General features: G+C 69.8%; 30 protein-coding genes. 9 read left to right on the top strand and 21 right to left on the bottom strand.

Annotated features, from left to right (window positions below; translation table 11 throughout):
* Positions 1 to 17: 17 nt before the first annotated feature.
* Together IW249_RS04855 and IW249_RS04850 are read right to left on the bottom strand one after the other, a co-directional pair.
* The gene (locus IW249_RS04855; protein ID WP_196919700.1) at positions 18 to 332 is read right to left on the bottom strand and encodes a type VII secretion target; all 315 of its coding nucleotides are present in this window, start codon (positions 330 to 332) and stop codon (positions 18 to 20) included.
* The gene (locus IW249_RS04850) at positions 332 to 724 is read right to left on the bottom strand and encodes a YbaB/EbfC family nucleoid-associated protein (RefSeq protein ID WP_196919699.1); all 393 of its coding nucleotides are present in this window, start codon (positions 722 to 724) and stop codon (positions 332 to 334) included. Before IW249_RS04850 ends, IW249_RS04855 begins: the two co-directional genes overlap by 1 nt.
* Before the next feature lie 437 nt (positions 725 to 1,161).
* Between IW249_RS04850 and IW249_RS04845 the strand changes: the two genes are divergently transcribed.
* Positions 1,162 to 1,512: a hypothetical protein gene (locus IW249_RS04845; RefSeq protein ID WP_196919698.1), complete on the top strand. Its 351-nt coding sequence runs from the start codon at positions 1,162 to 1,164 to the stop codon at positions 1,510 to 1,512.
* Between the two features lie 73 nt (positions 1,513 to 1,585).
* On the opposite strand, the gene IW249_RS04840 is transcribed toward IW249_RS04845, so the two are convergent.
* From IW249_RS04840 to IW249_RS04830, 3 genes are all read right to left on the bottom strand, one after another.
* Positions 1,586 to 1,969, bottom strand: coding sequence for a hypothetical protein (locus IW249_RS04840; protein ID WP_231392410.1), 384 nt, complete (start codon positions 1,967 to 1,969; stop codon positions 1,586 to 1,588).
* On the bottom strand, positions 1,966 to 2,115 hold the full coding sequence (locus tag IW249_RS04835) for a hypothetical protein (protein WP_231392409.1): 150 nt from the start codon (positions 2,113 to 2,115) through the stop codon (positions 1,966 to 1,968). The genes IW249_RS04840 and IW249_RS04835 overlap by 4 nt, the downstream gene beginning before the upstream one ends.
* Before the next feature lie 186 nt (positions 2,116 to 2,301).
* Positions 2,302 to 2,700, bottom strand: coding sequence for a hypothetical protein (locus IW249_RS04830; protein WP_196919696.1), 399 nt, complete (start codon positions 2,698 to 2,700; stop codon positions 2,302 to 2,304).
* Positions 2,701 to 2,970: 270 nt separating this feature from the next.
* On the opposite strand from IW249_RS04830, the gene IW249_RS04825 reads away from it, so the two are divergent.
* Entirely contained in the window at positions 2,971 to 3,741 is a 771-nt protein-coding gene (locus tag IW249_RS04825) for a class I SAM-dependent methyltransferase (RefSeq protein ID WP_196919695.1), read from the top strand.
* 40 nt (positions 3,742 to 3,781) lie between these two features.
* Here the strand turns inward: IW249_RS04825 and IW249_RS04820 are convergent, their stop codons facing one another.
* Positions 3,782 to 4,588, bottom strand: a complete 807-nt coding sequence (locus tag IW249_RS04820) for a nucleotidyltransferase domain-containing protein (RefSeq protein WP_196919694.1) — start codon at positions 4,586 to 4,588, stop codon at positions 3,782 to 3,784.
* A gap of 59 nt (positions 4,589 to 4,647) precedes the next feature.
* Positions 4,648 to 5,022 carry a VOC family protein gene (locus tag IW249_RS04815; RefSeq protein WP_196919693.1) on the bottom strand — a complete coding sequence of 125 codons (375 nt, stop codon included), beginning with the start codon at positions 5,020 to 5,022 and terminating at the stop codon, positions 4,648 to 4,650.
* Between the two features lie 114 nt (positions 5,023 to 5,136).
* Here IW249_RS04815 and IW249_RS04810 point away from each other — a divergent pair, with 114 nt between their 5' ends.
* From IW249_RS04810 to IW249_RS04800, 3 genes are read left to right on the top strand one after another with little or no spacing between them, the layout of a single operon-like run.
* On the top strand, positions 5,137 to 5,595 hold the full coding sequence (locus IW249_RS04810) for an SRPBCC domain-containing protein (RefSeq protein WP_196919692.1): 459 nt from the start codon (positions 5,137 to 5,139) through the stop codon (positions 5,593 to 5,595).
* The gene (locus tag IW249_RS04805) at positions 5,592 to 5,942 is read left to right on the top strand and encodes an ArsR/SmtB family transcription factor (RefSeq protein WP_196919691.1); all 351 of its coding nucleotides are present in this window, start codon (positions 5,592 to 5,594) and stop codon (positions 5,940 to 5,942) included. The genes IW249_RS04810 and IW249_RS04805 overlap by 4 nt, the downstream gene beginning before the upstream one ends.
* A 2-nt stretch (positions 5,943 to 5,944) precedes the next feature.
* Positions 5,945 to 6,388, top strand: a complete 444-nt coding sequence (locus IW249_RS04800; RefSeq protein WP_196919690.1) for an SRPBCC family protein — start codon at positions 5,945 to 5,947, stop codon at positions 6,386 to 6,388.
* On the opposite strand, the gene IW249_RS04795 is transcribed toward IW249_RS04800, so the two are convergent.
* The 7 genes from IW249_RS04795 to IW249_RS04765 all read right to left on the bottom strand — a co-directional run bounded on the left by IW249_RS04795 (position 6,372) and on the right by IW249_RS04765 (position 11,418).
* Complete coding sequence (locus IW249_RS04795) at positions 6,372 to 7,649, bottom strand: MFS transporter (RefSeq protein ID WP_196919689.1); 1,278 nt, start codon at positions 7,647 to 7,649, stop codon at positions 6,372 to 6,374. The genes IW249_RS04800 and IW249_RS04795 overlap by 17 nt on opposite strands.
* Before the next feature lie 82 nt (positions 7,650 to 7,731).
* Positions 7,732 to 8,004, bottom strand: a complete 273-nt coding sequence (locus IW249_RS04790; RefSeq protein WP_196919688.1) for a hypothetical protein — start codon at positions 8,002 to 8,004, stop codon at positions 7,732 to 7,734.
* Between the two features lie 150 nt (positions 8,005 to 8,154).
* Entirely contained in the window at positions 8,155 to 8,355 is a 201-nt protein-coding gene (locus IW249_RS04785; protein WP_196919687.1) for a hypothetical protein, read from the bottom strand.
* Positions 8,356 to 8,454: 99 nt separating this feature from the next.
* Entirely contained in the window at positions 8,455 to 9,189 is a 735-nt protein-coding gene (locus IW249_RS04780; RefSeq protein WP_196919686.1) for a class I SAM-dependent methyltransferase, read from the bottom strand.
* Positions 9,190 to 9,408: 219 nt separating this feature from the next.
* Positions 9,409 to 9,771 (bottom strand): PH domain-containing protein, encoded by a 363-nt coding sequence (locus IW249_RS04775; RefSeq protein WP_030337500.1) that lies wholly within the window; start codon positions 9,769 to 9,771, stop codon positions 9,409 to 9,411.
* 10 nt (positions 9,772 to 9,781) lie between these two features.
* Entirely contained in the window at positions 9,782 to 10,537 is a 756-nt protein-coding gene (locus IW249_RS04770; protein ID WP_196919685.1) for a class I SAM-dependent methyltransferase, read from the bottom strand.
* A complete protein-coding gene (locus tag IW249_RS04765) occupies positions 10,534 to 11,418 on the bottom strand; it encodes a LysR family transcriptional regulator (protein WP_196919684.1) in 885 nt (294 codons plus the stop codon). The genes IW249_RS04770 and IW249_RS04765 overlap by 4 nt, the downstream gene beginning before the upstream one ends.
* Positions 11,419 to 11,532: 114 nt before the next feature.
* Between IW249_RS04765 and IW249_RS04760 the strand changes: the two genes are divergently transcribed.
* Together IW249_RS04760 and IW249_RS04755 are read left to right on the top strand one after the other, a co-directional pair.
* A complete protein-coding gene (locus tag IW249_RS04760) occupies positions 11,533 to 11,886 on the top strand; it encodes a DUF1801 domain-containing protein (RefSeq protein ID WP_196919683.1) in 354 nt (117 codons plus the stop codon).
* Complete coding sequence (locus IW249_RS04755) at positions 11,883 to 12,305, top strand: VOC family protein (RefSeq protein ID WP_196919682.1); 423 nt, start codon at positions 11,883 to 11,885, stop codon at positions 12,303 to 12,305. The genes IW249_RS04760 and IW249_RS04755 overlap by 4 nt, the downstream gene beginning before the upstream one ends.
* On the opposite strand, the gene IW249_RS04750 is transcribed toward IW249_RS04755, so the two are convergent.
* On the bottom strand, positions 12,292 to 12,600 hold the full coding sequence (locus IW249_RS04750) for a 4a-hydroxytetrahydrobiopterin dehydratase (protein WP_112675736.1): 309 nt from the start codon (positions 12,598 to 12,600) through the stop codon (positions 12,292 to 12,294). The two genes, IW249_RS04755 and IW249_RS04750, sit on opposite strands and share 14 nt — an antisense overlap.
* Positions 12,601 to 12,783: 183 nt before the next feature.
* On the opposite strand from IW249_RS04750, the gene IW249_RS04745 reads away from it, so the two are divergent.
* Positions 12,784 to 13,227 (top strand): (deoxy)nucleoside triphosphate pyrophosphohydrolase, encoded by a 444-nt coding sequence (locus tag IW249_RS04745; protein ID WP_196919681.1) that lies wholly within the window; start codon positions 12,784 to 12,786, stop codon positions 13,225 to 13,227.
* A gap of 176 nt (positions 13,228 to 13,403) precedes the next feature.
* On the opposite strand, the gene IW249_RS04740 is transcribed toward IW249_RS04745, so the two are convergent.
* The 6 genes from IW249_RS04740 to IW249_RS34110 form a co-directional block, all read right to left on the bottom strand.
* Positions 13,404 to 14,468 (bottom strand): succinate dehydrogenase/fumarate reductase iron-sulfur subunit, encoded by a 1,065-nt coding sequence (locus IW249_RS04740; RefSeq protein WP_196919680.1) that lies wholly within the window; start codon positions 14,466 to 14,468, stop codon positions 13,404 to 13,406.
* On the bottom strand, positions 14,465 to 16,393 hold the full coding sequence (locus IW249_RS04735; RefSeq protein WP_091406236.1) for a fumarate reductase/succinate dehydrogenase flavoprotein subunit: 1,929 nt from the start codon (positions 16,391 to 16,393) through the stop codon (positions 14,465 to 14,467). The genes IW249_RS04740 and IW249_RS04735 overlap by 4 nt, the downstream gene beginning before the upstream one ends.
* Before the next feature lie 12 nt (positions 16,394 to 16,405).
* Entirely contained in the window at positions 16,406 to 17,212 is an 807-nt protein-coding gene (gene sdhC, locus IW249_RS04730) for a succinate dehydrogenase subunit SdhC (RefSeq protein WP_112583731.1), read from the bottom strand.
* 244 nt (positions 17,213 to 17,456) lie between these two features.
* Complete coding sequence (locus IW249_RS04725; protein ID WP_307788522.1) at positions 17,457 to 18,854, bottom strand: TldD/PmbA family protein; 1,398 nt, start codon at positions 18,852 to 18,854, stop codon at positions 17,457 to 17,459.
* Positions 18,855 to 18,974: 120 nt separating this feature from the next.
* Positions 18,975 to 20,411 carry a TldD/PmbA family protein gene (locus IW249_RS04720; RefSeq protein ID WP_196919679.1) on the bottom strand — a complete coding sequence of 479 codons (1,437 nt, stop codon included), beginning with the start codon at positions 20,409 to 20,411 and terminating at the stop codon, positions 18,975 to 18,977.
* Positions 20,412 to 20,443: 32 nt separating this feature from the next.
* Complete coding sequence (locus tag IW249_RS34110) at positions 20,444 to 20,623, bottom strand: hypothetical protein (protein ID WP_231392408.1); 180 nt, start codon at positions 20,621 to 20,623, stop codon at positions 20,444 to 20,446.
* A 462-nt stretch (positions 20,624 to 21,085) separates the two neighbouring features.
* Here IW249_RS34110 and IW249_RS04710 point away from each other — a divergent pair, with 462 nt between their 5' ends.
* Positions 21,086 to 22,141, top strand: a complete 1,056-nt coding sequence (locus IW249_RS04710; protein WP_196924637.1) for an ABC transporter ATP-binding protein — start codon at positions 21,086 to 21,088, stop codon at positions 22,139 to 22,141.
* Positions 22,142 to 22,178: the final 37 nt, after the last annotated feature.

The raw sequence follows: 22,178 nt of genomic DNA, 5'->3' as shown, positions 1-22,178 counted from the left end.
GAGGGCGCCGGGCCGGCTCAGGTCGCGGAGTGGAAGGAGTTGAAGCCGTCGGTGTTCGACTCCTCGGCCCGCTCGTAGGCGTCGGCGTTTTTCTTGATTCCCGCGGCGAGCAGCGCGATGTTCTCGGCGAGCATCCCCACACCCTTGTCCTGGTCCCGGTGGCGTCCCTCCAGGATGGGCGGTAAGAACTGGCAGAGCTGCCCGTACGCATCATCGGCCTGGAAAATGGTGCCGCTCGCGGCCATGACGGCGGCAAAGCGGTCGTGAATGGCCGACATGGCCGTGGCGTGCGCGCGCAGCGCCTCGACGTCGACCTCGAACCCCCCGTGCATCAGTAACGCCCCTCTTCGTCCTCGGTGTCGGCGGTCCGGAATCCGGCCAGCAGGGCCCGGCCGGTCGCCGAGTCGGCGCCGACCGTCTCCCGCACGACCTCGGCGGCGGCCTCGGCGAGCTTGACCCGCGCGTTGCGATAGGCGCCCATGATCGCCTGCTGCGTCTGCTCCAGGCTCACGCGCTGCGCCCGCGCGGAGAGCCGGACGTCGGCCATCGCCCCCGTGGAGTCGACGGTGACCTCGACGATCCCGTGGGCGTCGCTGGCCGTGACCCGCAGCGCGCCCAAGCCGGCAGCGGCGGCCTGCGTGTCGGCTGCCCGGCGCACGGCGTTGGCCTGCCATGCCTCCAGGCGTTCGCGCGCATCCTCGGCGTCCAACAGCGGATTGACCATCGCGCCTCCGTTTCCGTTGCCAAGCAGGGGATTCAGAGGCGCCAGTGTAGCTACGGCCCGCCACACCAAGATTGCCGAGCGAATGCGGCGTGATCCGGTCACTGTGGATCGCGGCGACGTGGGTGCTGATGATCCAGCCGAAGGGCTGACCCAAGCGGTAGTCCTCCGAGCGCTCGTTTGGGCGGAGGACTTGCTTGCCGGCGGCCGGAGCTGGTGACGCAGCATCTCTCGGAGTCGGGGCACACATGGGGCACAAGACAGCGTCAAACGTCGGCAACCAGCAACAAGTGGCATGAGCCGCCGACGGGCCGCGACCAGCACGCCGAGCATCGTGACGCAGGTCAGGCCACGGCGACACAAAGTTCCGCTTCAACGTCTGAATCCGGTCCGGCGGCTGTTGCTTAGGGTGGCGGCATGGTGCAGGCAGGGGTAACCCGGTGAACGCCTCAGCCGACGACGACCGGGCCCGCTATGTCCGTGATCGCCAGTGGCTTGACTATGCGGTCCACGAGCTGCCGGCCGGTGTGCTGTGGGGCGCCGATGGCGCGACACCTGACCAGTGCGCCGAGATGCTGGACGGCTTGGACGAGTTCGCACGTGTCTGTGCTCGCCTCGGGCTCGATGACCACACGGAGTTCGTCGAGGCCTGCCGGTGGCACTTCGATCACTACCCGCACTTCCTCGGCCGTCGCCGCCACTTTGCGGACTATGCGACGTACATCCGCGACCGCCGCGGACCGTTGCGGGTCTCCCTGCCCGCAGCTCCGGGTTGGCTACGGCGTCAGTGACAGGCGCCTGCCAGTGAGTCTCGGCGGTCAGCTGGGCCCATCCTCACCTGTGGTCGTCGAACCGCAGCAGCTGTCACTGTTCCTCCCGGACCGACGAGTCAGCTGCGGTCCGCTGTTGCAGCTGCCGACGAGCGTCCCGCCACAGGCGCTCGAACTCATGCGAGGGCAGGCTTTCCAGAGCGGGTTCCAACGCCGAGTCGGGTAGCGGGAACGGGGCCTCCGGCACGGTTCCGTACCGCTGCTCGTACTCGGTCACCGCTTCCGGGGTCCCCGAATCACGGGCGATGAGCACCTCCGCGAGCGCCGCCGCCGCCATGACGACCCCGTCCGAGCCGCGTAGCTCGACGTGGCGCAATGCACACCGGTCGGCGTCCAGCTCGTCGTAGTTCCAGCGGTCCTCATCCGGCCAGTACCAACGGACGTAGGTGAGCATGTGGCCGGCGAACTGGCCCGTCACTGGGTGAGGGTGAAGCGGCGATGGTCGGCGCTGGGGCGCACTGTGACATCGATGGCGTCGCCATCCGCGAACCGCAGGGTGAAGACCGGATCGAGGTCGTAGTTGGCCCACCAGTCAAGCCAGCAGCGAACTTCGATGCAATCCACGGCCGCCACCTATCGGGTCAACACGCAAGCGGTCAGGGTGACAAGGTTGGATGTCTGATAGGACGATACACCTTGTCGCCCTGACCACTTCACCGACGAGGCGCGAGGCCGGCCGCCAGGTGAATGCTCATTATTGCCTGAGCATAATGCGGGAAGTGCGGAGCTGACTTTCGCATTGTGCGGTGGTCAGTTGTAGTGGGCGAACTCCGTATAGTCGTTCCAGATCCAGCCTTTGACGCCGGTGCAGCAGTCGGAGTGCCACCACAGGTTTCCGGCATCGTTCACACAGCGCTTGTCGATACGGAACAGCGTCTTGGACTTCCAGTGGGCGATCACGGTGGACGACCCCGAATAGCTGGTGTGCACCGCGGCGCTGCCGACGATGACCCGCCTCATGTGCGGCGTCCAGTTCGAGCAGGAAGCCAACGTTCCGACCTCCGCCGGCACCTCGCCCAACTCGCTCACCGACGCGCTCGGGCCGGGCTCGACCGCTGCTGCCGGTGCCGCGATCGGAAGAATGCCGGCAAACGCGAGCGTGAGTGCGCCACCCGCCGCTGCGAGTCTCCTCGACGTTGCTTTCCTCATAGAGTTCTCCATATCTGTAAGGGCTCTGAGTTGGACCGTATAGCTAAGGTCATCTCTGCGAAGTCCAGCCCTGGTAACGGATAGATAAACGTGGCTTGATCAGGGCTTTGGTTGGTAGATTCAGGTAAATGGAGCCAGTGAGTCTCGCTTTTTGGGCGGTGGCCCAGGCTCCGCTTGTCTGCCATGCTCGGGATCACGGCCATCGTCGATGCTGCTGGGGCTGGATGTAGCCCGGGGCGGCGGGGCCGCCGGGCTCGGGAGGTTGACCGCATGGCAGACCAGCTGCTCCGATCGTCGTTTGGCGCGGCGGCGACCGCGTACGCCGAGCACCGCCCGGACTATGCGCAGGCCGCGGTGCGGTGGGCGCTGGAGCCCGCGCCCGGCCTGCGCGTGCTCGACCTGGGCGCCGGCACCGGCAAGCTGTCCGCGACGCTGGTGGCGGTGGGCGCGGACGTCGTGGCGGTCGAGCCTGACCCGGCGATGCTCACCGAGCTACGCCGTGCGCTGCCTGGGGTCCGTGCCCTGCCGGGTAGCGCGGAGTCGATCCCGCTGCCGGACGCTTCCGTCGACGCCGTGCTGGCTGGCAACGCCCTGCACTGGTTCGACATGGCCGTCGCCGGGGCGGAAATCGCCAGGGTCCTCGCCCCCGGCGGCGTCCTGGCCGGTCTGTGGAACATCATGGACGACCGGATCGACTGGGTCGCCGGGCTCGAACGGGTCAGCGGGAGTGCGGCCATCGGCCCACGTGACACGTTGGGCAGTTGGCGCGCGGCGACGGCGGGGATGCTCGTTCCGAGCACCGGCCTGATCGCCCGGTTCGGGTCGGCGGAGCAGGTCGAGTTCCCGCACGGTCAGCGTCGTACCGCCGACTCGCTCGTCGCGACGCTCGCCACGCGGGCCGGGATGCTGGTCATGCCGGACGAGGAGCGAGCGGCCACGCTCGGCCGGATCCGCTGCTTCCTCGGGAGCCGACCCGAAACCGCCCACGGCGAGTTCACGCTGCCCATGCTGACCGGCGTGCTGCGCGCCCGGCGGCACTGACGGCCGGCGACCCGGCGACCCGACATCGGGGCGGGACAGTTCAGGGACGGATGGCCTTCTCGCCGTGGACGGTCACGTACTCTGCGGCGAGCCAGGGCCCGAGGTCGTCGATGAGTTCGTCGAGCACACCCGGGTCCGGCGAGGGCGTGCGGCCGATGACGGCGGCTCTCCGCATCTGCCGGGCACGTTCCGGATAGTGGAGCCCGAACGCCTCAGCGGACTGAGTGAGGTCGCTTGTCCAGCCTCCCCACCGAGGCATGACCAGTGTGAAGCCGGTCCTGACGATGCGACGAGCGACGAGCCGGCTGAGGGCCTTCCGTTGCTGGTCGGTATTAGCTTCGGCTGCCTGGCGGCGCCATCCCGCAAGCGCAAGGGACAGGTCGCCGTTCGTCTCGCGGGCGAGCAGGGGAGTGGGCCGGTAGCGGGGGAGTTGGTCGGCGAGGTCGTCGCCCAGCAGGGGAGTGCACAGGCAGGCGACGAAGAAGCCGAGGTCGTGCCGCTCAAGCTCGCTGAGCAGCGTACGTGCACTGAACAGCAGGGTGCCCACGCCGTCGATCTGCGGAAACGACTCATCGAGGTCCTGCTCGATCCTGGTGGCGGCCGCCCGGTCGGCCTCGGTTGGTTCGGTGCGCAGGGCGAGGAGCAGGTCGAGATCGGAGACGCCGAGGATTGCGGTGCCACGCGGGATGCTGCCGTAGATGTAGGCGCTGTGCAGCCGACCACAGTCGAACGACTCGGCTATCCGAGCCCGGGCCGCGTCCACAACACCGGTGAACGCGGCCGGGACCCGGCTCAGTGCACCCTCGCGCGCAATCCATCCCTCGACGTCCAGTCCTGCTCCGGCCATGGCGACACTCTGCCGGAACTGGCGAGGACGCTCAGCCCCGCCCGGGCGACCTTGGAGTCCTACTGCTCGGCCCAGGCGCCCAGCTCGTTGCCACTGGGGTCGGTGAAGTGGAACCGCCGTCCACCGGGAAACTCGTACGGCCCGTTCACCACCTGGCCGCCGGCCTCCTTGACGGCCTGCACGGACCGGTCCAGGTCGGTGGAGTAGAGCAGCACGAGTGGGCCGCCCGCCCGAACTTCCCCGTCCAGACGGAGACCGCCCACCTCGGGCGCGGGGTCGCCGTGTGGGCTGCGGATGCCGGCGTACTCCGGCCCGTAGTCGGTGAACTGCCAACCGAACGCGTCGGCGTAGAAGCGCTTGGCCACGGCGATGTCGGTCACCGTGAGCTCGATGTAGTCGATGGCGTGGTGTCGGTGCGGCGATGGCTCAGACATGGGCCGATCGTGCACCAGGGGTACGACGGAACCGCGACATGCAACGAAAGGTTGCGCGATGGGTGGCGGCTGTCGTAGGTTGAGTGCAACCAAAGGTTGCGAAAGGTTGTGCGCATGGAACAGGGAACGATCGAACGCGACATCCACGTCAACGCGTCCCCCGAGGTCGTCTTCGAGGTGGTCAGCCAACCCGAGCACATGCGGGAGTGGTGGCCCGACGACGCGCGGTTCGAGTCGGTCGCCGGCGCGCCCGGCGAGCTGGTGTGGCGCGACGCCGACACCGGCGAGACGAAGACCGTCGCGCTCGCCGTCGTCGAAGTCGACCCGCCGAAGCGGTTTTCCTTCCGGTGGTGTTTCACCGAGCCGGACCGGAGCGGGCAGGCGCTGTTCGTCACCTTCGACCTGGTGCCCAGCGGCGCGGGAACGCTGATCCGGATGACCGAGACTGGCTTCCGCGAACTGGGTTGGGAGGTTGCGGTCCTGGAAGAGCAGTACCGCGACCATGAGAACGGCTGGGACCACTACATGCCCCGGCTGGGCGCGTACGTTGCCCGGCTGGTCGCGACCCCGTGACCGCTGTGGTCGACGACGAGTTGTGGTCGGCGATCGGCGACCCGATTCGGCGTACGATGATCGACCTTCTTCTCTCTGACGGGCCGGGCACTGCCACCTCGCTGAGCAGGCGGCTACCCGTCACCCGCCAGGCCGTCTCGAAGCACCTGGCGGTCCTGGACCGGGTCGGGCTGATCCACGCCGAGCCGGCCGGCCGCGAGCGCCACTACCAGGTGGACGAGGCGCAACTCGCGCGCGCTGTCGCCCAGTTGTCGGCGGTCGGCTCCACCTGGGACGCCCGACTGCGCCGGATCAAGCGGATCGCCGAGGCGATCGAATGCACCCGCACCAACGACGAAGGAGACTGAGAATGGTCGACATCCTGCACCGGGTCGGCGTCGTCGCTCCGCTCGACGACGTCTACCGAGCGGTGGCAACGCCGGAGGGCCTCGCCGCCTGGTGGACCACCGACACGGTGGGCAAGAGCGAAGTCGGTGGACAGCTGGCCTTCCGGTTCGGCGATGCCGGCGGCTTCGACATGGAGGTCCTGGAGCTGAACCCCGCCGGGCGGGTGCGGTGGCGCGTCGTCGACGGCCCCGAGGAGTGGGTCGGCACCGAGGTCGACTGGCGTCTCGACCAGCGCGACGAGTACACGATCGTCCAGTTCGCGCACCAGGGCTGGCGCGAGCCGGTCGAGTTCATGCACCACTGCAGCACCAAGTGGGCGCTGTTCCTGATGAGCCTCAAGGAGCAGGTGGAGACCGGCCACGGCCGACCGGCCCCGGACGACGTCCGGATCAGCGACTGGCACTGACCTCGGTGACGGCTGCATCGCCGGGCAATCGCGAGCTCCGCCTGGAGATCGCGATTGCCCCGGCGATCAGGCCGAGGGCCACGATCGCCATGGCGCACAGCAGCAGCGTCGGGCGTGCACCGATGGCACCCACCAGTGGCCCGCCGAGCATGGTGCCCAGCGGCACCGCCAGCACGAGGATGGCGCCGTTCGCGGCGAGCACCGCCGGTAGCTGCGCGATGGACGTGCTGCGCTGGAACAGCGCCATCGACGTGGACATGTACGGTGCCCAGATCAGGCCTGCGAGGGCGAAGGCGGGCAGCGACAGGCTGACAGGTGCTCCCAGGCCGAGCGGCAGCATGGCGACGCCGAACCCGACGACGATGCTGATGGTGGTGGCGCGCAGGGGCCAGCGACGTAGATGACCGGCGACCACACCGCCGACCAGACCGCCGACGCCGAACGCGGTGTAGTAGGCGCCGAGCAGCGTCGCGGAGGCGTGCAGGTCGTCGGTGATGTGGATCGGCATGGCTACGTACACCGGCCCGAAGAGGAAGAAGAACCAGAGGCTCAGCACCAGCAGGCCCAGCAGCGCGGGGTTGCGGCGGATGACGGCGAAGCCTGCGGTCCGCGAGGCGCCACCCTCATGCCGGTGGTCGCTCTCGCGGGTAGGAAGGGCGAGACGGTACGTGAGGGCCAGCGCGGCGAAGGTGGCGGCGTCGATGGCGATGACCCATACCGGCCCAACCCAGGCGATCAGGAGGCCCGCCAGTGGTGGACCGACGATGGTGGCGAACCCGGCGATGCTGGCGAGCACGGCGTTGGCCGGCAGATGATGTCGCTGCGGCAGCAGCTCGGCGATCAGTGTGAAACGCCCGGCGGAACCCCACGAGTGCAGTAACGCCGAGGCGGCGAGCAGGAAGACGTACAGCCAGATGGTGAGCACACCGGTGAGATACGCGAGGGGGATCGCCGCGAGCGCGCTGGCCCGCAGGATGGCGTCCCACCCGGCGAGTTGGGCGCCACTACGCCCACCTAGCAGCCGGCCGAAGACGACAGTCCCGGCCGCGCTGGGCAGCGTGTACGCCGCCATGGCCAACGCGATCCAGATGCCCCGCTGGTCGTGCGGGGCGAGTTGGATGGCGAACCAGGTCACCGCGACCACCGCCATGCCGTCGCCCAGCGCGGAGACGGCCAGCCCGGGCAGGACGCGCCGGAGCTGAGGGTGACTGACCACCGGCCAGTACGGCGAGGAGCGCGGGAATCGGGGAGCGTCCGGCATGCTGTCAGCTCACCCGGCGAGGAACCTGCGAATCAACACCTACTGCTACCAGCAGAATCAGCCAAGGGGTGAAAGGCTCGAATCACCGGTTCGGGTGGTCGTCTTCACTGGGAGGACAGTCCGGGCGCTCGTCTGCGGTCTGGCCGCCGAGCAGCACCGCGCGTAGTCGGTTGTTCTCGCGCTTGGCGCGACGGTCCCGGCCGAAAGCGGCGACAATCGCACAGATCCAGCCGAGGGGGACCAGCACCCGGCCGATCGTATGGGCGCTGCCGTGCTCGTTCCCCTGAAGGATCCAGCCGGCAACGAGCAGACCGAGCGCCAGCGCCAGGAGAGCCCGTTCGACGCGTTTGGTCATCACGGGCACCCACTTCCGCTGACGGAGATCGACCCGGCCCCTCGGTGACAGGTCGTCATGCCCACGGTGACACATCCACGCCCATCCCCCCGGGGCGCGGAGTCGATCAAGCCTCCCGTGTCCGTCTGATCGGACAGCGAGCTGGCCGGATCACCGTTCCGGGCCGCCGTTTCGGCGGGCAGCGCCGAAGGACGAGCCGATGCTCGCCACTATCGAACCCACCGAGGCGAGCGCCACCGCCACCTTGCCGGCCGTGTCGGCATCGCCGTCCCCGGCCACCCTGAGGATGATGCCGGTGACCATCAGCACGACCGACAGGGCCAGGACTACCTGGACGGCTCGTCTGCTCATGGCGGCATCTCACTTCCGGACGGCGGGAGATCGACTCGGGTTCCTTGACGTCGGGACGATGACATACCGACTTCTCCGGAACCCGAGTCGACCAAACCGCTACTCCGCCCGGTAGACGGAGATGTGCGACGGGCTGTCGGCCTGGAACGGGCGCCGGTGCCAGTCGGCGTACCGCTCGGTGAGCCGGAGCCCCGCCTGCTGCGCCATCTCGTCGATCTGGTGCGGCCAGGCGTACCGCATCGCGAACGGCTTCAGGTGCACACCGTCCACGTCGAACGTGATGGTCTGCCGGATGAACCGCTGCGCCGGCCGGTCGTACCGGTGCAGTCGGATCGTCGCGGAGTCCTCGGTCACGGCACGCACCTGCACCTGCTCGTCCGAGTCGAAGCTGCGCGGGTCGGGCACGAACGTCTCGATGACGAACGCGCCGCCCGGCGACAGCACCCGGGCGACGTTGCGGAAGCAATCCGCCTGCCGCTCGGCGTCCACCAGGTTGAACAGGGTGTTGAAGACCAGGTACGCGAGCCGGAACTCACCAGCCACCGGTACGTCCGCCATGTCGGCGACGACCACCGGGATCTGGTCGCCGCCGGGTTTCGCCCGCAGTTGCGCGAGCATTTCCTCGGACGCCTCGACGCCGTGAACGGCGAGGCCGCGTTCGGCCAGCGGTAACGCGACCCGGCCGGTGCCGATCGCCAGTTCGAGAACCGGGCCGCCGTCGGCCAGGTCGGCCAGGAAGTCCACGGCGGGGGCCGGGTCGGGGTTGGTGCCGCCGTCGTCGTATCCGGCGGCCCAGAGCCGGCCGAAGAGGCCGGGATCGTCGAAGACCGACATCAGCGGCCTCCGGGGTTGGGATCAGTGGCGCCCAGCGCCAGGGGAGCGGTAGTGCTCACGAAGTCTCGATTCCTCGGGTCGGATGACTGTGGGTTCGGGGGACCTCGTCGTGTTGGGCATGGTGGCTGCTCCCTTCCGCGGCTGTCGACCGAGGACACCAGAGATGCCGTGGGCCCGGCAAGGCAATTACGCCAGCCGGGCCCACGACGGGACGTGCGGTCAGGAGATGTGGTGCAGGATCACGTTGTGTACGTGGTGGCTCTTCTGCGCACCACGGAACTCCACCTCGTAGGTGTGCGTGCCGACGTGGATGGCGATGGCGCCGGTGGAGAAGAACGAACCACCCCACGACTTGTTGCTGACCACGCTCACGCTGGTGATCTTCGAGTACGGGATGCTGGTGATCGCGAACCGCTTGCCGACGAACGAGCGGTCCTGAATGATCACGCGGCGGTCGGTCAGCCCGATGAACCCGGTACCGGTGCCGACGGCGTCGTAGACGGCGATGATCTGCTCGCCTTCGAGGAGGCCACTCTCGATCTGCTGGACCTGCTCCTTGCGGTCGTACGCGATGTTCGCCATGTGATTCAGGCTAGAAAACCGGTGCCACCGGGCCCAACCGGGCGAGGACCACGAACTCGCCGTCACCGTGGCCGACCGGCTCGCCGTGCCAGCCCCCGTGGACGCGGTCCACGATGAAGCCCGCCCTGGTCAGAGAGGTGCGCAACTCGGCCTCGGTGCGGAAGCGCAGGGTCGCCGAGCTGAGGATCTCTTCCCCGTCGCCGAAGTGGTAGTGGTGGGTGAAGTCGACCACTCCGTCGCGTACCCCGGTGACCTCGGTCCACGCGCGGACCTCGCCGCCGTCGGGCAGCGTGACCAGCCGGTGCGAGTCCACCGGGTTCCACAGCTCCCAGCGACGGTCCGCCGGGTCGCGGGCGTCGAACACCAGCCGGCCGCCGGGCACGAGCGCCCGGGCCAGGTCGGCGAGGGTACGCGCCCAATCCGCATCGTCCACGAAGAACTGCGCGACGTGGCTGGTCAGCATCGCCACGTCGAACGCCCGCTCCGGCAGCAGGGCCGAGGTGCCCTCGAGCCAGGTCACCCGCTCGCCGCCCGGCTTGGCACGGGCGGCGGCCACTGACGCCCCGGCCGGGTCCACTCCGGTGACGGTGTGGCCGGCGGTGGCGAGGGCGACGGTCAACCGGCCGGTGCCGCAGCCGAGGTCGAGCACCCGGGCGGCCGGGGTCTCGTCGACCACCGCCTGGAAGAAGTCGTCGTCCGGCCCCCACCGGCACTCCGCGTCGTACACCTGGACCAGCCGGTGGTGGCGGAACTCGGCGTGTCTCATCGGGGGTTCGCGTCGGTCGCGGCGCGGACGAACTCGCGTACCCGTGTGGTGGTGTTGCTGGGCAGCCAGACCGGCCCGCGTTCGATCGGTGGCGCGTCGAGGATGGGCACGTACGCCACGTCGGGGCGCGGGTAGTAGCGGCGTGTGTGCTCACCCACGGGCAGGACACCCCGGCCCAGCGCGACCAGGGACAGCATCTCGGAGAAGGTGTTCCCGGCGGGTCCCCTCGGCACCGGGCGGCCGGACGGGGTGCGCTCCGGGGTGCGGTCCCGCTTGAACTCCACAGAGGTCACTGTCGGGTACTGCACCACCGGGTGGTCGGCGAGCACCTCCAACGACACCGACCGCTCCCGGGTGAGCGGGTGGCCAGCGGCCACCGCCAGCACCCGATCCTCGGAGAGCAGCGCCGGGCCGGTGGCCATCCCGTCGAACGGGTAAGAGGCGATCAACACGTCCGTCGAGCCGTCGAGCAGCCCCGATCGGGTGGTGGACAACTGTGCCTCGTGCACGTCCACCCGACAGTCCGGGTGCCGTTCACCGAACAGGGCCACCGCCCGCAGCAGCACCGGTGCGGTCCACTCGCCGAGGAACGCCACCCGTAGCGTCCCGGTCACGCCCCGGGCGGCGTCGGTCGCGCGGCGGACGGCCTCGTCCATTCCGGCCACCAGCGGAGCCAGCTCGTCGGCGAGCTGCCGGCCGATCGGGGTGAGCCGGACGACCCGACTGGTACGGGCGAACAGCGGTGCGCCGATCCGGCGTTCCAGCTTCTTCACGATGTGGCTGACCCGGCCGGTGCTCACTGTCAGCCGCTCGGCGGTCCGGCCGAAGTGCAGTTCGTCCGCGAGCGTCAGGAACGTCTCGACCTCGTACCGCTCCAGCACACCATTCCCATCGTTGACCTGTGGGCAACGATCGTAGCGGCATCGGGTCTTGGTCGGCGTCCCTCGTCCGGGGATCGTGAACAGGGCAGGGAACACCGAGCGAAAGGCGCCGACGTGAGCATTGACGACTACCTGACCGGCCTGGCCGACCCGCTGCGCGAGATCGGCGAGAAGCTGACCCCGATCATCGCGGCGGCGCTGCCCGGGACGACCGGGGCGATGTGGCACGGGCACCCGGTCTGGGGCCTGGGCGACCGGCCCGGCCAGCGTCCGGTCTGCCTGGTCAAGGCATACGGGTCGTACGTCACCTTCGGGCTGTGGCGGGGGCAGGAGATCACCGACCCGTCGGGGCGGCTGATCCCCGGTGCGCGGGCGATGGCGTCCGTGAAGTTGCGCGACGTCGCCGACATCGACCCAGCCCTGTTCGACGGCTGGCTGCGCGCGGCGGCCCACCTGGAGGAGGCGTGAACGGGGTGCGGGTAACCGGTTTCGACCACCTGGTGCTGACCGTCGCCGACGTGGAACGGTCCCTGGACTTCTACTGCGGCCGGCTCGGCCTGGCACCGGTACGTGTCGACGAGTGGCGCGCCGGCACCGTCCCGTTCCCGTCGGTGCGGATCAGCCCCGACAGCATCATCGACCTCGTCCGAGGTGAGCCGCACGGCGCGAACGTGGACCACTTCTGCCTGGTGGTGGCACCACTGGACTGGGCGCAGGTGATCGAGTCGGGGGTCTTCACAGTGCTGACCGGGCCGGTCAGCCGGTTCGGCGCCCGCGGTTCGGCGACCTCGATCTACGTACGGGACCCGGACGGCAACTCGGTGGAGCTGCGCTGGTACCCGCAGGACGCCGGGTCGGACGCGGAGACGGTGGTCAGGACTCGGTGACCGCCCGGTACGCGTCCTCGATGCGGGCGGCCAACAGGACCTCGCCCTCGGTCAGGGGCTCGCCGCTGCCGTGCCCGACCCGGATCTGGGTGCTGTCGGCCCGGCGGCTGATCTCGGGTCGCAGATGCAGCGCATCCGCGACGACCTTGACCCGTTCAGTTAGTGCGGCGTGTTGGGTATCGTCGATCACGAGCGTCCGTCGGATCTGCTCGCCCTCGCGTGTCCAACCAGATAGCAAGGTCAACGCGTCGGAAAGGTAGTCGTGCTTGGCCCTGCTGTTGAACAGCACGCGCATCACCGCACCCCCCAAGCGCCGTTGCCGGCTTGTGGCCAAATCGTCGCCATCCCGTGTCTTGTCGGTGTCCCCTAGTCTCTCGCTGCTCGGAGGGGGTGTCCACGCCCACACTTCCGTGTCTTGTTGGCCTAGCGGACGGCTACGGTACCCAAACCGCCGATTGATCTGGCACCCTGGACGCCCGTGCGGACCGAACGGGCGAGTGATGGCGGGCAGGCCGAACGACGGGACCTGAAGGTGATCGTCGGAGCGGCGATCATCCGGGATGGGCGGGTGCTCGCCTGTGCGCGTTCCGCCCCACCCGAGGTAGCGGGCATGTGGGAGTTTCCGGGCGGAAAGGTCGAGCCTGGGGAGGCCGAGACCGACGCGTTGATCCGGGAATGCGCCGAGGAGTTGGCCGTACGCGTCGAGATCGGCGCCCGGGTCGGCCGCAACGTACGGATGGCGCACGGCCGCTCGGTGCTCAAGGTGTACGCGGCCCGCCTGCTCGGCGGCGACCAGCCCCAGGCGCTGGAGCACGAGGCGCTCCGCTGGCTGGCGGCCGACGAACTGGACTCGGTCACCTGGCTCCCCGCCGACGCCCCCATCGTGGCCGCCCTCCGCCCCCTCCTGACCCCAACCGCCTAACCCCTATCTCCGGGTGATCAAGAGGTTTCGGTCATGATCACGCCTTCTGATGACCGACATCTCTTGATCACCGGGGTGATGGGGGTGGCGGGGGTGGGGTGGGGGCGCGCCTGAGGGTGCGGGAAGTGGGACGGGGGCCGTGGCTATCGCCACGGCCCCCGTTGTTGTTCAGGTGATTAGTGCTTGTTGTCCTGCTCCGGGTGCGCGAAGTTGAGGTGCTCCGGAGGCAGCGGGAAGGTCACGTCGTCGCCGAACGGCGACGGCGCGGCGGCCCGGTCGAAGGTGAGCTCGGTCAGCGGCAGCTTGCCCCGGTCGTCGACCGCCGGAGCGGTCGGGTGGGGCACCTCCCGGTGCCAGTTGACGCCGCTCTGCGCCTGCGCCTCAGCCCGCGAATCGTGGGAGCCACCCGCGTGCGAGTGCACCCCACCCCGGGCGGAGCCCGGCGTCGCCGAGCCCTGACGGGCGGTGGTCACGCTGGTCTGGGGCGTCTCGCCCCGACGGAAGATCTTGCTACCAAGCCACACAAGGGGATCGTACCTGCGGTCGACGACCCGTTCCTTCATGGGGATGATCCCGTTGTCAGTGATCTTGATGTGCTCGGGGCAGACCTCGGTGCAGCACTTGGTGATGTTGCAGAAGCCGAGGCCCTGTTCGGCCTGCGCGTACTCCTTGCGGTCGGTCCGGGCGTCCAACGGGTGCATGTCCAGCTCGGCCGCCCGGATGAAGTACCGCGGGCCGGAGAACGCCTGCTTGTTCTCCTCGTGATCGCGGATCACGTGGCAGACCGTCTGGCACAGGAAGCACTCGATGCACTTGCGGAACTCCTGCGAGCGCTCCACGTCGACCTGCTGCATCCGGTAGTCACCCGGGGCCACGTCCGCCGGAGGGGCGAACGCCGGGGTCTCCCGTGCCTTCTCGTAGTTGAACGAGACGTCGGTGACCAGGTCCCGGATGACCGGGAAGGTGCGCAGCGGGGTGACAGTGACGGTCTCGTCGTCCCCAAAGGTCGACATCCGCGTCATGCAACCCAGCCGCGGCTTGCCGTTGATCTCCATGGAGCAGGAGCCGCACTTGCCGGCCTTGCAGTTCCACCGGCAGGCCAGGTCGGGCGCGTCGGTGGCCTGCAGACGGTGGATGACGTCGAGGACGACCTCGCCCTCGTTCACCTCCACCATGTAGTCCTGGAGGTCACCGCCGCTCTCGTCGCCCCGCCAGATCCGGAACTGACGCTTCCCGCTCATCGGTTGTCCGCCTCTCCAGCGTCGGCAACGAGGGCGTCGAAGTCGGCGAGCTCCTCGTCGGTGAGGTACTTGGCCAGCTCGGCCCGGTCGAAGAGGCCGATCAGCTCCGGCCGCATCTTCGGCAGCGGCTTGCGGGTCAGCTGCACTGTGTCACCGTCCAGCGCGCAGACCAGGTTGACCTGCCGCCACTTCGGCTCCATCGCCGGGTAGTCCTCCCGGGTGTGGCCGCCGCGCGACTCCTGCCGCTCCAGCGCCGCCTTCGCTGTGCACTCCGAGACCACCAGCATGTTGCGGAGGTCCAGGGCCAGGTGCCAGCCCGGGTTGTAGCGTCGGCCGCCGGCCGCGCTCACCTTGGCCACCCGCTCACGCAGCTCGGCGAGCCGGACCAGCGCGTCGGCCAGCTCACCCTCCCTGCGGATGATGCCCACCAGGTCACCCATGACCGCCTGGAGGTCCTGCTGAAGGGTGTACGGGTTCTCGCCCGTGTCCCGTTGCAGCGGCGCGAGGGCGGTCTCCACGGCCGCCTCGACCTCATGCACTGCCACCTTCGGCCGGGCGGTCAACCCGTCGGCGTAGCTGGCCGCGTGCCCGCCCGCCCGCTTGCCGAAGACCAGCAGGTCGGACAGGGAGTTACCACCCAGTCGGTTGGAGCCGTGCATGCCGCCGGAGACCTCACCGGCGGCGAACAGCCCGCGTACGTGGCCGAAGGCGGCACCCGAATCCGGGTCCACCTCGACGCCGCCCATCACGTAGTGACAGGTCGGCCCGACCTCCATCGGCTCGGCCGTGATGTCGACGTCGGCCAGCTCCTTGAACTGGTGGTACATCGACGGCAGCCGGCGGCGGATCTCGTCGGCCGACCGTCGGCTCGCGATGTCCAGGAAGACACCACCGGCGGGGGAGCCCCGGCCGGCCTTGACCTCGCTGTTGATCGCGCGGGCCACCTCGTCGCGGGGCAGCAGCTCCGGTGGACGCCGGTTGTTGTCCGGGTCGGTGTACCAGCGGTCCGCCTCCTCCTCGGTCTCCGCGTACTGCTTGCGGAAGACGTCGGGGACGTAGTCGAACATGAACCGCTTGCCGTCGGAGTTCTTCAGAACGCCGCCGTCACCACGCACCGACTCGGTGACCAGGATGCCCTTCACCGAAGGCGGCCAGACCATGCCGGTCGGGTGGAACTGGAGGAACTCCATGTTGATCAGCGTCGCCCCGGCGCGCAGCGCCAGCGCGTGCCCGTCCCCCGTGTACTCCCAGGAGTTCGAGGTGACCTTGTAGGAGCGCCCGACGCCACCAGTGGCCAGCACGACCGCCGGCGCCTCGAAGAGGATGAACTCGCCCGACTCGCGGTAGTAGCCGAACGCGCCGGCCACCCGGTCACCGTCGAGCAGCAGCTCGGTGATGGTCGTCTCGGAGAACACCCTGATCCGGGCGTCGTACGAGCCGAACTCCCGCTGGTCCTCCTGCTGGAGCGAGACGATCTTCTGCTGGAGGGTGCGGATCAGCTCCAGGCCGGTCCGGTCGCCCACGTGCGCCAGGCGCGGGTACTCGTGGCCACCGAAGTTGCGCTGCGAGATCTTGCCGTCCTTGGTGCGGTCGAAGAGCGCACCGTACGTCTCCAACTCCCAGATCCGCTGCGGCGACTCCTTCGCGTGCAGCTCAGCCATCCGGAAGTTGTTCAGGAACTTGCCGCCGCGCATGGTGTCGCGGAAGTGCACCTGCCAGTTGTCCCGGCTGTTCACATTGCCCATCGCGGCGGCCGCGCCGCCCTCGGCCATCACCGTGTGCGCCTTGCCGAACAGCGACTTGGAGATGATCGCGGTCTTCTTGCCGGCCAACCGGGCCTCGATCGCCGCGCGCAGACCGGCGCCGCCGGCCCCGATGACGACGACGTCGTAGTGGTGTCGTTCGATGCGAGTGGTTGTGGTCATGTCAGGGGCCCTTTAGTTGATGAACCGCAGGTCGGAGAACCAGCCGGCCGCGAGCGCCATGATGTAGAAATCGGCCAGCGCCAGGGTGCCGAGGGTGATCCAGGCGAGCTGCATGTGCCGGACGTTCAACGCCGAGACGAAAGTCCAGGCCTTGTACCGCACCGGGTGCTTGGAGAAGTGCTTGAGCCGGCCGCCGATGATGTGCCGGCAGGAGTGGCAGGAGATCGTGTACGCCCAGAGCATCACCACGTTGAGCAGCAGGATGATGTTGCCCAGCCCGAAGCCGAAGCCCTTCGGCGAGTGGAAGGCGAGGATCGCGTCCCAGGTGTTGATCAGCGAGATGATCGCGGCGGCGTAGAAGAAGTAGCGGTGCAGGTTCTGCCCGAGCAGCGGGAAGCGGGTCTCACCGCCGTACTCCTTGTGCCCGTCCGGGACCGCGCAGGCCGGCGGCGACAGCCAGAACGACCGGTAGTAGGCCTTGCGGTAGTAGTAGCAGGTGAGCCGGAACAGCAGCAGGAACGGCAGGGTCAGCGCGGCGTCCGGGATGATCCACCAGCCGGGCAGGAACCGGCCGAAGTGCGAGGCTTCCTCGACACACCTGTCGGTCACGCACGGGGAGTAGAACGGGGTCAGGTAGTGGAACTGGTCCACCCAGTACCACTTGTGCATGAAGACCCGGACCGTCGCGTACGCGACCCAGGCGCTGAGCCCGATCACGGTGATCAGCGGGGCGAACCACCATCGGTCGGTACGCAACGTCTTCGCCGCGATGGCGGCGCGCGCCCGCGCCCCCCTCGGCCTCGTTGCCGTTGAAGTCATTCGAGTCGTCTCCTCGACGGGCCCGTACGGGCGGGCTGGTCTCTCTCCGGTCGGCACGCGGACCGGCGAACCCGCACCCGCTGCCACGTCATGCGCACACCAACGACCACGCCGGATCGACCGACGCAGCTAAGTGACACACGTTACGCCGATCTCTGCGAGCCGTCCGCGCAAGGGAGTGTCCCGTGTGTCTGGCCTGCGGAAAAGCCCCCGACACGCCGGTTTGGCGCGCTCGGCGACAACATCAGCCGGACGCGCCTCCGGTGAAGTGCCAGGACGCCAGCCGCAGCGAGGGCGCCGCCCACCAGGCACCGTCCACCCGCTCCGGTTGGCGGACCGCCCGCGCCCCCAGCCCGAGCACCGCCCCCGGCCCGAGCGCCCGCGGGTACGACTCGGTGAACCGCAGGTCACGGACCGCCCGGACGACAGTGCCGTCCTCGATCAGCCAGACGCCGTTGCGGGTCAACCCGGTGACCACGAGGCTCTTCGGGTCGAGCACCCGCGTGTACCAGAGGTCGGTGACCAGCAGCCCCCGGCGTACGCCGGCGACCAACGCGGCGGTGTCCGCGTCGACGACAGCTCCGGCCGCCGCGCCGGTGGTGCTCCGGCCCACCGCGCTGGCCGGACCCGCCGCCGCGCCGGTCAGCCGCAGGTTTCGCGGCATCGGGCCCCAGGTGGCACCCCCCGCCACCGCGTGACCGGTGGACTCCACGCCCGCCTCGACACCCGTCCGGCGATCGTGTGCCACCGCCCGGGTGGTTCCCGCCTCGACCAGCGTCAACGCCCGTCGGCCGGTGCCCTCCGCGTCGAACGGCAACCCGGACCCGCCCAGCGGGTCGTCCACGAGGGTCACCGCCCTGTCGAACTGGGCGGCGCCCGGCTCGGCGAACGACTGCCGCTCGGCGTACCGCTTGCCGTTGAAGCCGTAGAAGGACAGGTTCTGGAGGAGGTCCGCCACGGCCGCCGGCTCGAACACCACCTCGTAGTGCCCCGGCGGCAGCTCGACCGGGTCGGCCGCCGCCTGCGCCTTCGCGGCCGCCTGCGCCCCCAACTCGGCGCCGTCCAGGTCGGCCAACCGGTCGGCGCTGCGTCGGGCCACCCCGTCCGCGCCATCGCGGCGCGCGATGCCGTCCATCGCCGCCTCCACCGAGCGGCCGTACGCCGAGTGCCCGGTTGAGTTGGCGAACGCCGACGAACGGTGCGCGGTGCGGCAGTAACCGGCGGTGCTGAGGCCCCCGGCGGCGGCCACGAACGCCCCCACCCGGTCGGCCCGCTGATCCGGCTCGGCGTGCGCCGTGGCCTCGTCGACGGGCGGCGCGTCCGGCGTGGGCATCGGTGGGGCCAGCCCCGGCCAGCCCGGGTCGGGTGGGCAGAGCCGCGCCGCGGTCAGGGTGCGCTCCACGAGGGCGGACAACCCGTCGGCGGTGACCACGCTGCCGCCGCCGGCAGCCGTCCGACCGTCGACGTGCACCCGCAGCCGGACCCCGACCGTCGACTCGGAGACGTTCTGGTGGATGCCCGAGTTGGCGAACCGGGTCAGCGCCAGGTCCGCCCGCGTCACCACCGCCTCGGCCTGCGCGGCCGGCCCGCCAAGACGCCGAACCAGCTCCACAACCTGCCCGGCCAGATCCAACTCCGTCACGCTGAGCCACCTTTCGTTCGCGACTGCGGGGCTCGCAAACCCGGCTCACTCCTCGCGCTCACGCCGAGCCGCCTTTCGTTCGCGACTGCGGGGCTCGCAACCCCGGCTCACTCCTCGCGCTCACGCTGAAACCCCCACGCGGACGTTGCGGAACCGGGCCGGCGCGGCCGGGTGGCCGGTGTGCCCGATCTGGCCGGGCTGGCCCTTCCCGCAGTTGGGCGTCCCCCAGGAGACCGTCTCGCCGGAGAGCATGTCCATCGAGCGCCAGAACAGTGGGCCGATCCCGGTGTACGTGGGGTTGCGCAGCATCCGCCCCCGCCGCCCCTTCTTGATCTCCCAGCCGATCTCGCAGCCGAACTGGAAGTTGAGTCGTTTGTCGTCGATCGACCAGGACCGGTTGAGATCCATCAGCACGCCGTCGTCGGTGGCCGCGATGATCTCCTCCAGCGTGTGTGGGCCGGGTTCCAGACCGACGTTGGTCATCCGCACCATCGGCAGCCGGGCCCACCCGTCGGCCCGTACGCTGCCGCCGTAGTCGAGGCTGGCCATCGCGGCGGAATCCCGGCCGGCGAGCACCCCCACCCAGCGGCCGTCCCGGACCGCGTCCCGCTTGACCGCCGGGGAGCCCTCGTCGTCGAAGCCGAAGCTGCCCAGCGCACCCGGGATGGTCGGGTCGATGGTGATGTTCATCAGCTCCGAGCCGTAGCGAAGCGAGCCGAGCTGGGCCAGGTCCAGCCAGGACGTGCCGGCGAACGCCGCCTCCCAGCCGAGGATCCGGTCCAGCTCGATGGCGTGCCCGACCGACTCGTGGATCTGCAGGGCCAGCTGCTCACCGCCGAGGATCAGATCCGTCTCGCCGGCCGGGCAGAGCGGCGCGGTGAGCAGCGCCCGGGACTCCTCGGCGATCTGCGCGGCGTGCGCGGCCAGGTCCAGCGATTCGACCAGCTCCCACCCGGTGGTGCCGTACTGGCCGCGGTAGCTCGGCCAGGACCGGCGCTGCGTCTCGCCGTCACCGATCGAGGTGGCCGAGATGCCACCACCGCACTCGCGGATCCGCTGGTCGATCCGGTGACCCTCGCTGGAGACGAACCACTTCGCCGTGTCCCAGATCTGGTACAGGCCCTCGGCCAGGTCCGCGCCGTGCTCGGCCATCGTGCGGGTCGCGTCGACAAGCAGATCGCCCTTGGCCGACAGGGGCACCCCGAGCGGGTCGATCTGGCAGCCGGAGGCCCAGCTCGCGGTGACCGCCTCGACCGGCACCAGGTCGACCGAAGGGCCCGGCACCCGCGCGCTCGCCATGGCGGTCCGCGTCGCGCGCCGGCCGGCGTCGCGGGCGGCGGCGTCCGACAGATCGGGTACGGCGTGGAAGCCCCAGCTCGCCCCGACCAACGCTCGGACCCCGAGCCCGATGCTCTCGTCCTGGGTCAGCTCCTCCACGTCACCGTTGCGCGCGGTCATCGACTCGTAGCGGCGGTGCATCACCCGGGCGTCGGCGTACCGGGCGCCCGCGTCGAGGGCGGCCTGGACGGCGGCGCTGGCCGCGTCGAACTCGGTCATGGACCGACACTAGGCCAGCCGACCGACACCCGTCAGTCGAGCAGATCCTCCGGCCGGATGGTGGCCCGCACCGGCTCCGCCAACTCCAACACCTCGCCGGCCTTGGTCGTTGACCGCTCCACGTAGTGGGAGCCCTGCCCCCGCCGCGCCCCGCCGCGCCCCGCCGCGCCCCGCCGCGTCGCTTCGCTTCGCTTCGCGAGATCGCGCAACATCCTGGTTGTAGTGGCATCGGCGCGTCGGCGATGCCACTGGATCCTGGTTCGAGCGTGACCTTGGCAGCGGCGGGCGCACCAAACCCCGCTCCTGGCCTTGGGGGCGGTGTTCGTCGTCAAGATCCGCGCAATATCGGAGATGTTGCTGTCTCCTTGCGTCTCGGAGGCAGCAACATCGGGGAAGTTGCGGAGATCTTGGCGCGGTGCGCGAGACGCGGTGCGCGAGGCGCGGTGCGCGGGGCGCGGTGTGCGAGGCGCGGGAGATGAACGGGCGTGGATGGCGAGGTGACGGGGGTGCGGGGCCGATGCCGACTCGTTACGCTCGGGCCCGCTGACACGTGCCGACTTTGTAGCTTATTTTCACCCTCGGGACTTTCCTGTAAGTTCCCTTCGTCACTGAGGGAGGTGGCCGTGGACAGCTCGGAACCCTCGCCGTCCGGCGAGCCGGACGACCGCCCCGTCGTGCCGGCGCAGCGCTCCGACCAGGACGCCTACCTGCGGGTGCGTGATCTGCGGGTCCGGTTCGACACCGAGGACGGCGTGGTGCGCGCGGTCGACGGGGTGTCGTTCGCCGTCGAGCGGGGCCGCACCCTCGGCATCGTCGGTGAGTCCGGCTCCGGCAAGAGCGTCACCTCGCTGGCCATTCTCGGCCTGCACGACCCGAAACGGACCACCATCACCGGGGAGATCTCGGTGGGTGGCCGGCAGGTGGTCGGCCTCGGCGACGAGGAGGTACGCCGGCTACGCGGCCGGGACATGGCGATGATCTTCCAGGATCCACTGTCGGCGTTGCACCCGTACTACACGGTGGGCCGGCAGATCGCCGAGGCGTACCGGGTGCACCACCCGAAGGCCAACCGGCGGGAGGCCCGCCAGCGGGCGGTCGACATGCTGGACCGGGTCGGCATCCCGCAGCCGGCGCGCCGCTTCGACCAGTATCCGCACGAGTTCTCCGGTGGCATGCGCCAGCGGGCGATGATCGCGATGTCCCTGGTCAACGACCCGGCGCTGCTGATCGCCGACGAACCGACCACCGCGCTGGACGTCACCGTCCAGGCGCAGATCCTGGACCTGCTCGCCGACCTCCAGGCCGAGTTCCACTCCGCGATCATCCTGATCACGCACGACCTCGGCGTGGTCGGCCAGGTCGCCGACGACGTGCTTGTCATGTACGGGGGGCGGGCCGTCGAGCGGGGCAGCGTCGAGCAGGTGCTCCGGGCGCCGCAGCACCCGTACACCTGGGGGTTGCTCTCCAGCGTGCCGTCGCTGCACGGCGACGCGGACGCGGACCTGGTGCCCATCCCCGGCAACCCGCCCAGCCTGATCAACCTGCCGTCGGGCTGCGCGTTCCACCCCCGCTGCCGGTACGCGGACCGCGCCGGCAGCCGCTCCCGCACCGAGGTGCCCGAGCTGCGCCCGGCCGGTGCCGATGGCCACCTGGTCGCCTGCCACCTCGGCGCCGAGGAGCGGGGCACGTTCTACGCCGAGGACATCGCACGAGTGGGGGTGGCTGTGTGAGGGCGAGGAACGCAGCGCAGCGGAGTACCGCAGTCCC

The organism is Micromonospora vinacea, assembly GCF_015751785.1.
GTDB classification, from domain to species: domain Bacteria; phylum Actinomycetota; class Actinomycetes; order Mycobacteriales; family Micromonosporaceae; genus Micromonospora; species Micromonospora vinacea.
This window is presented reverse-complemented; position numbering and strand designations above follow the sequence as displayed.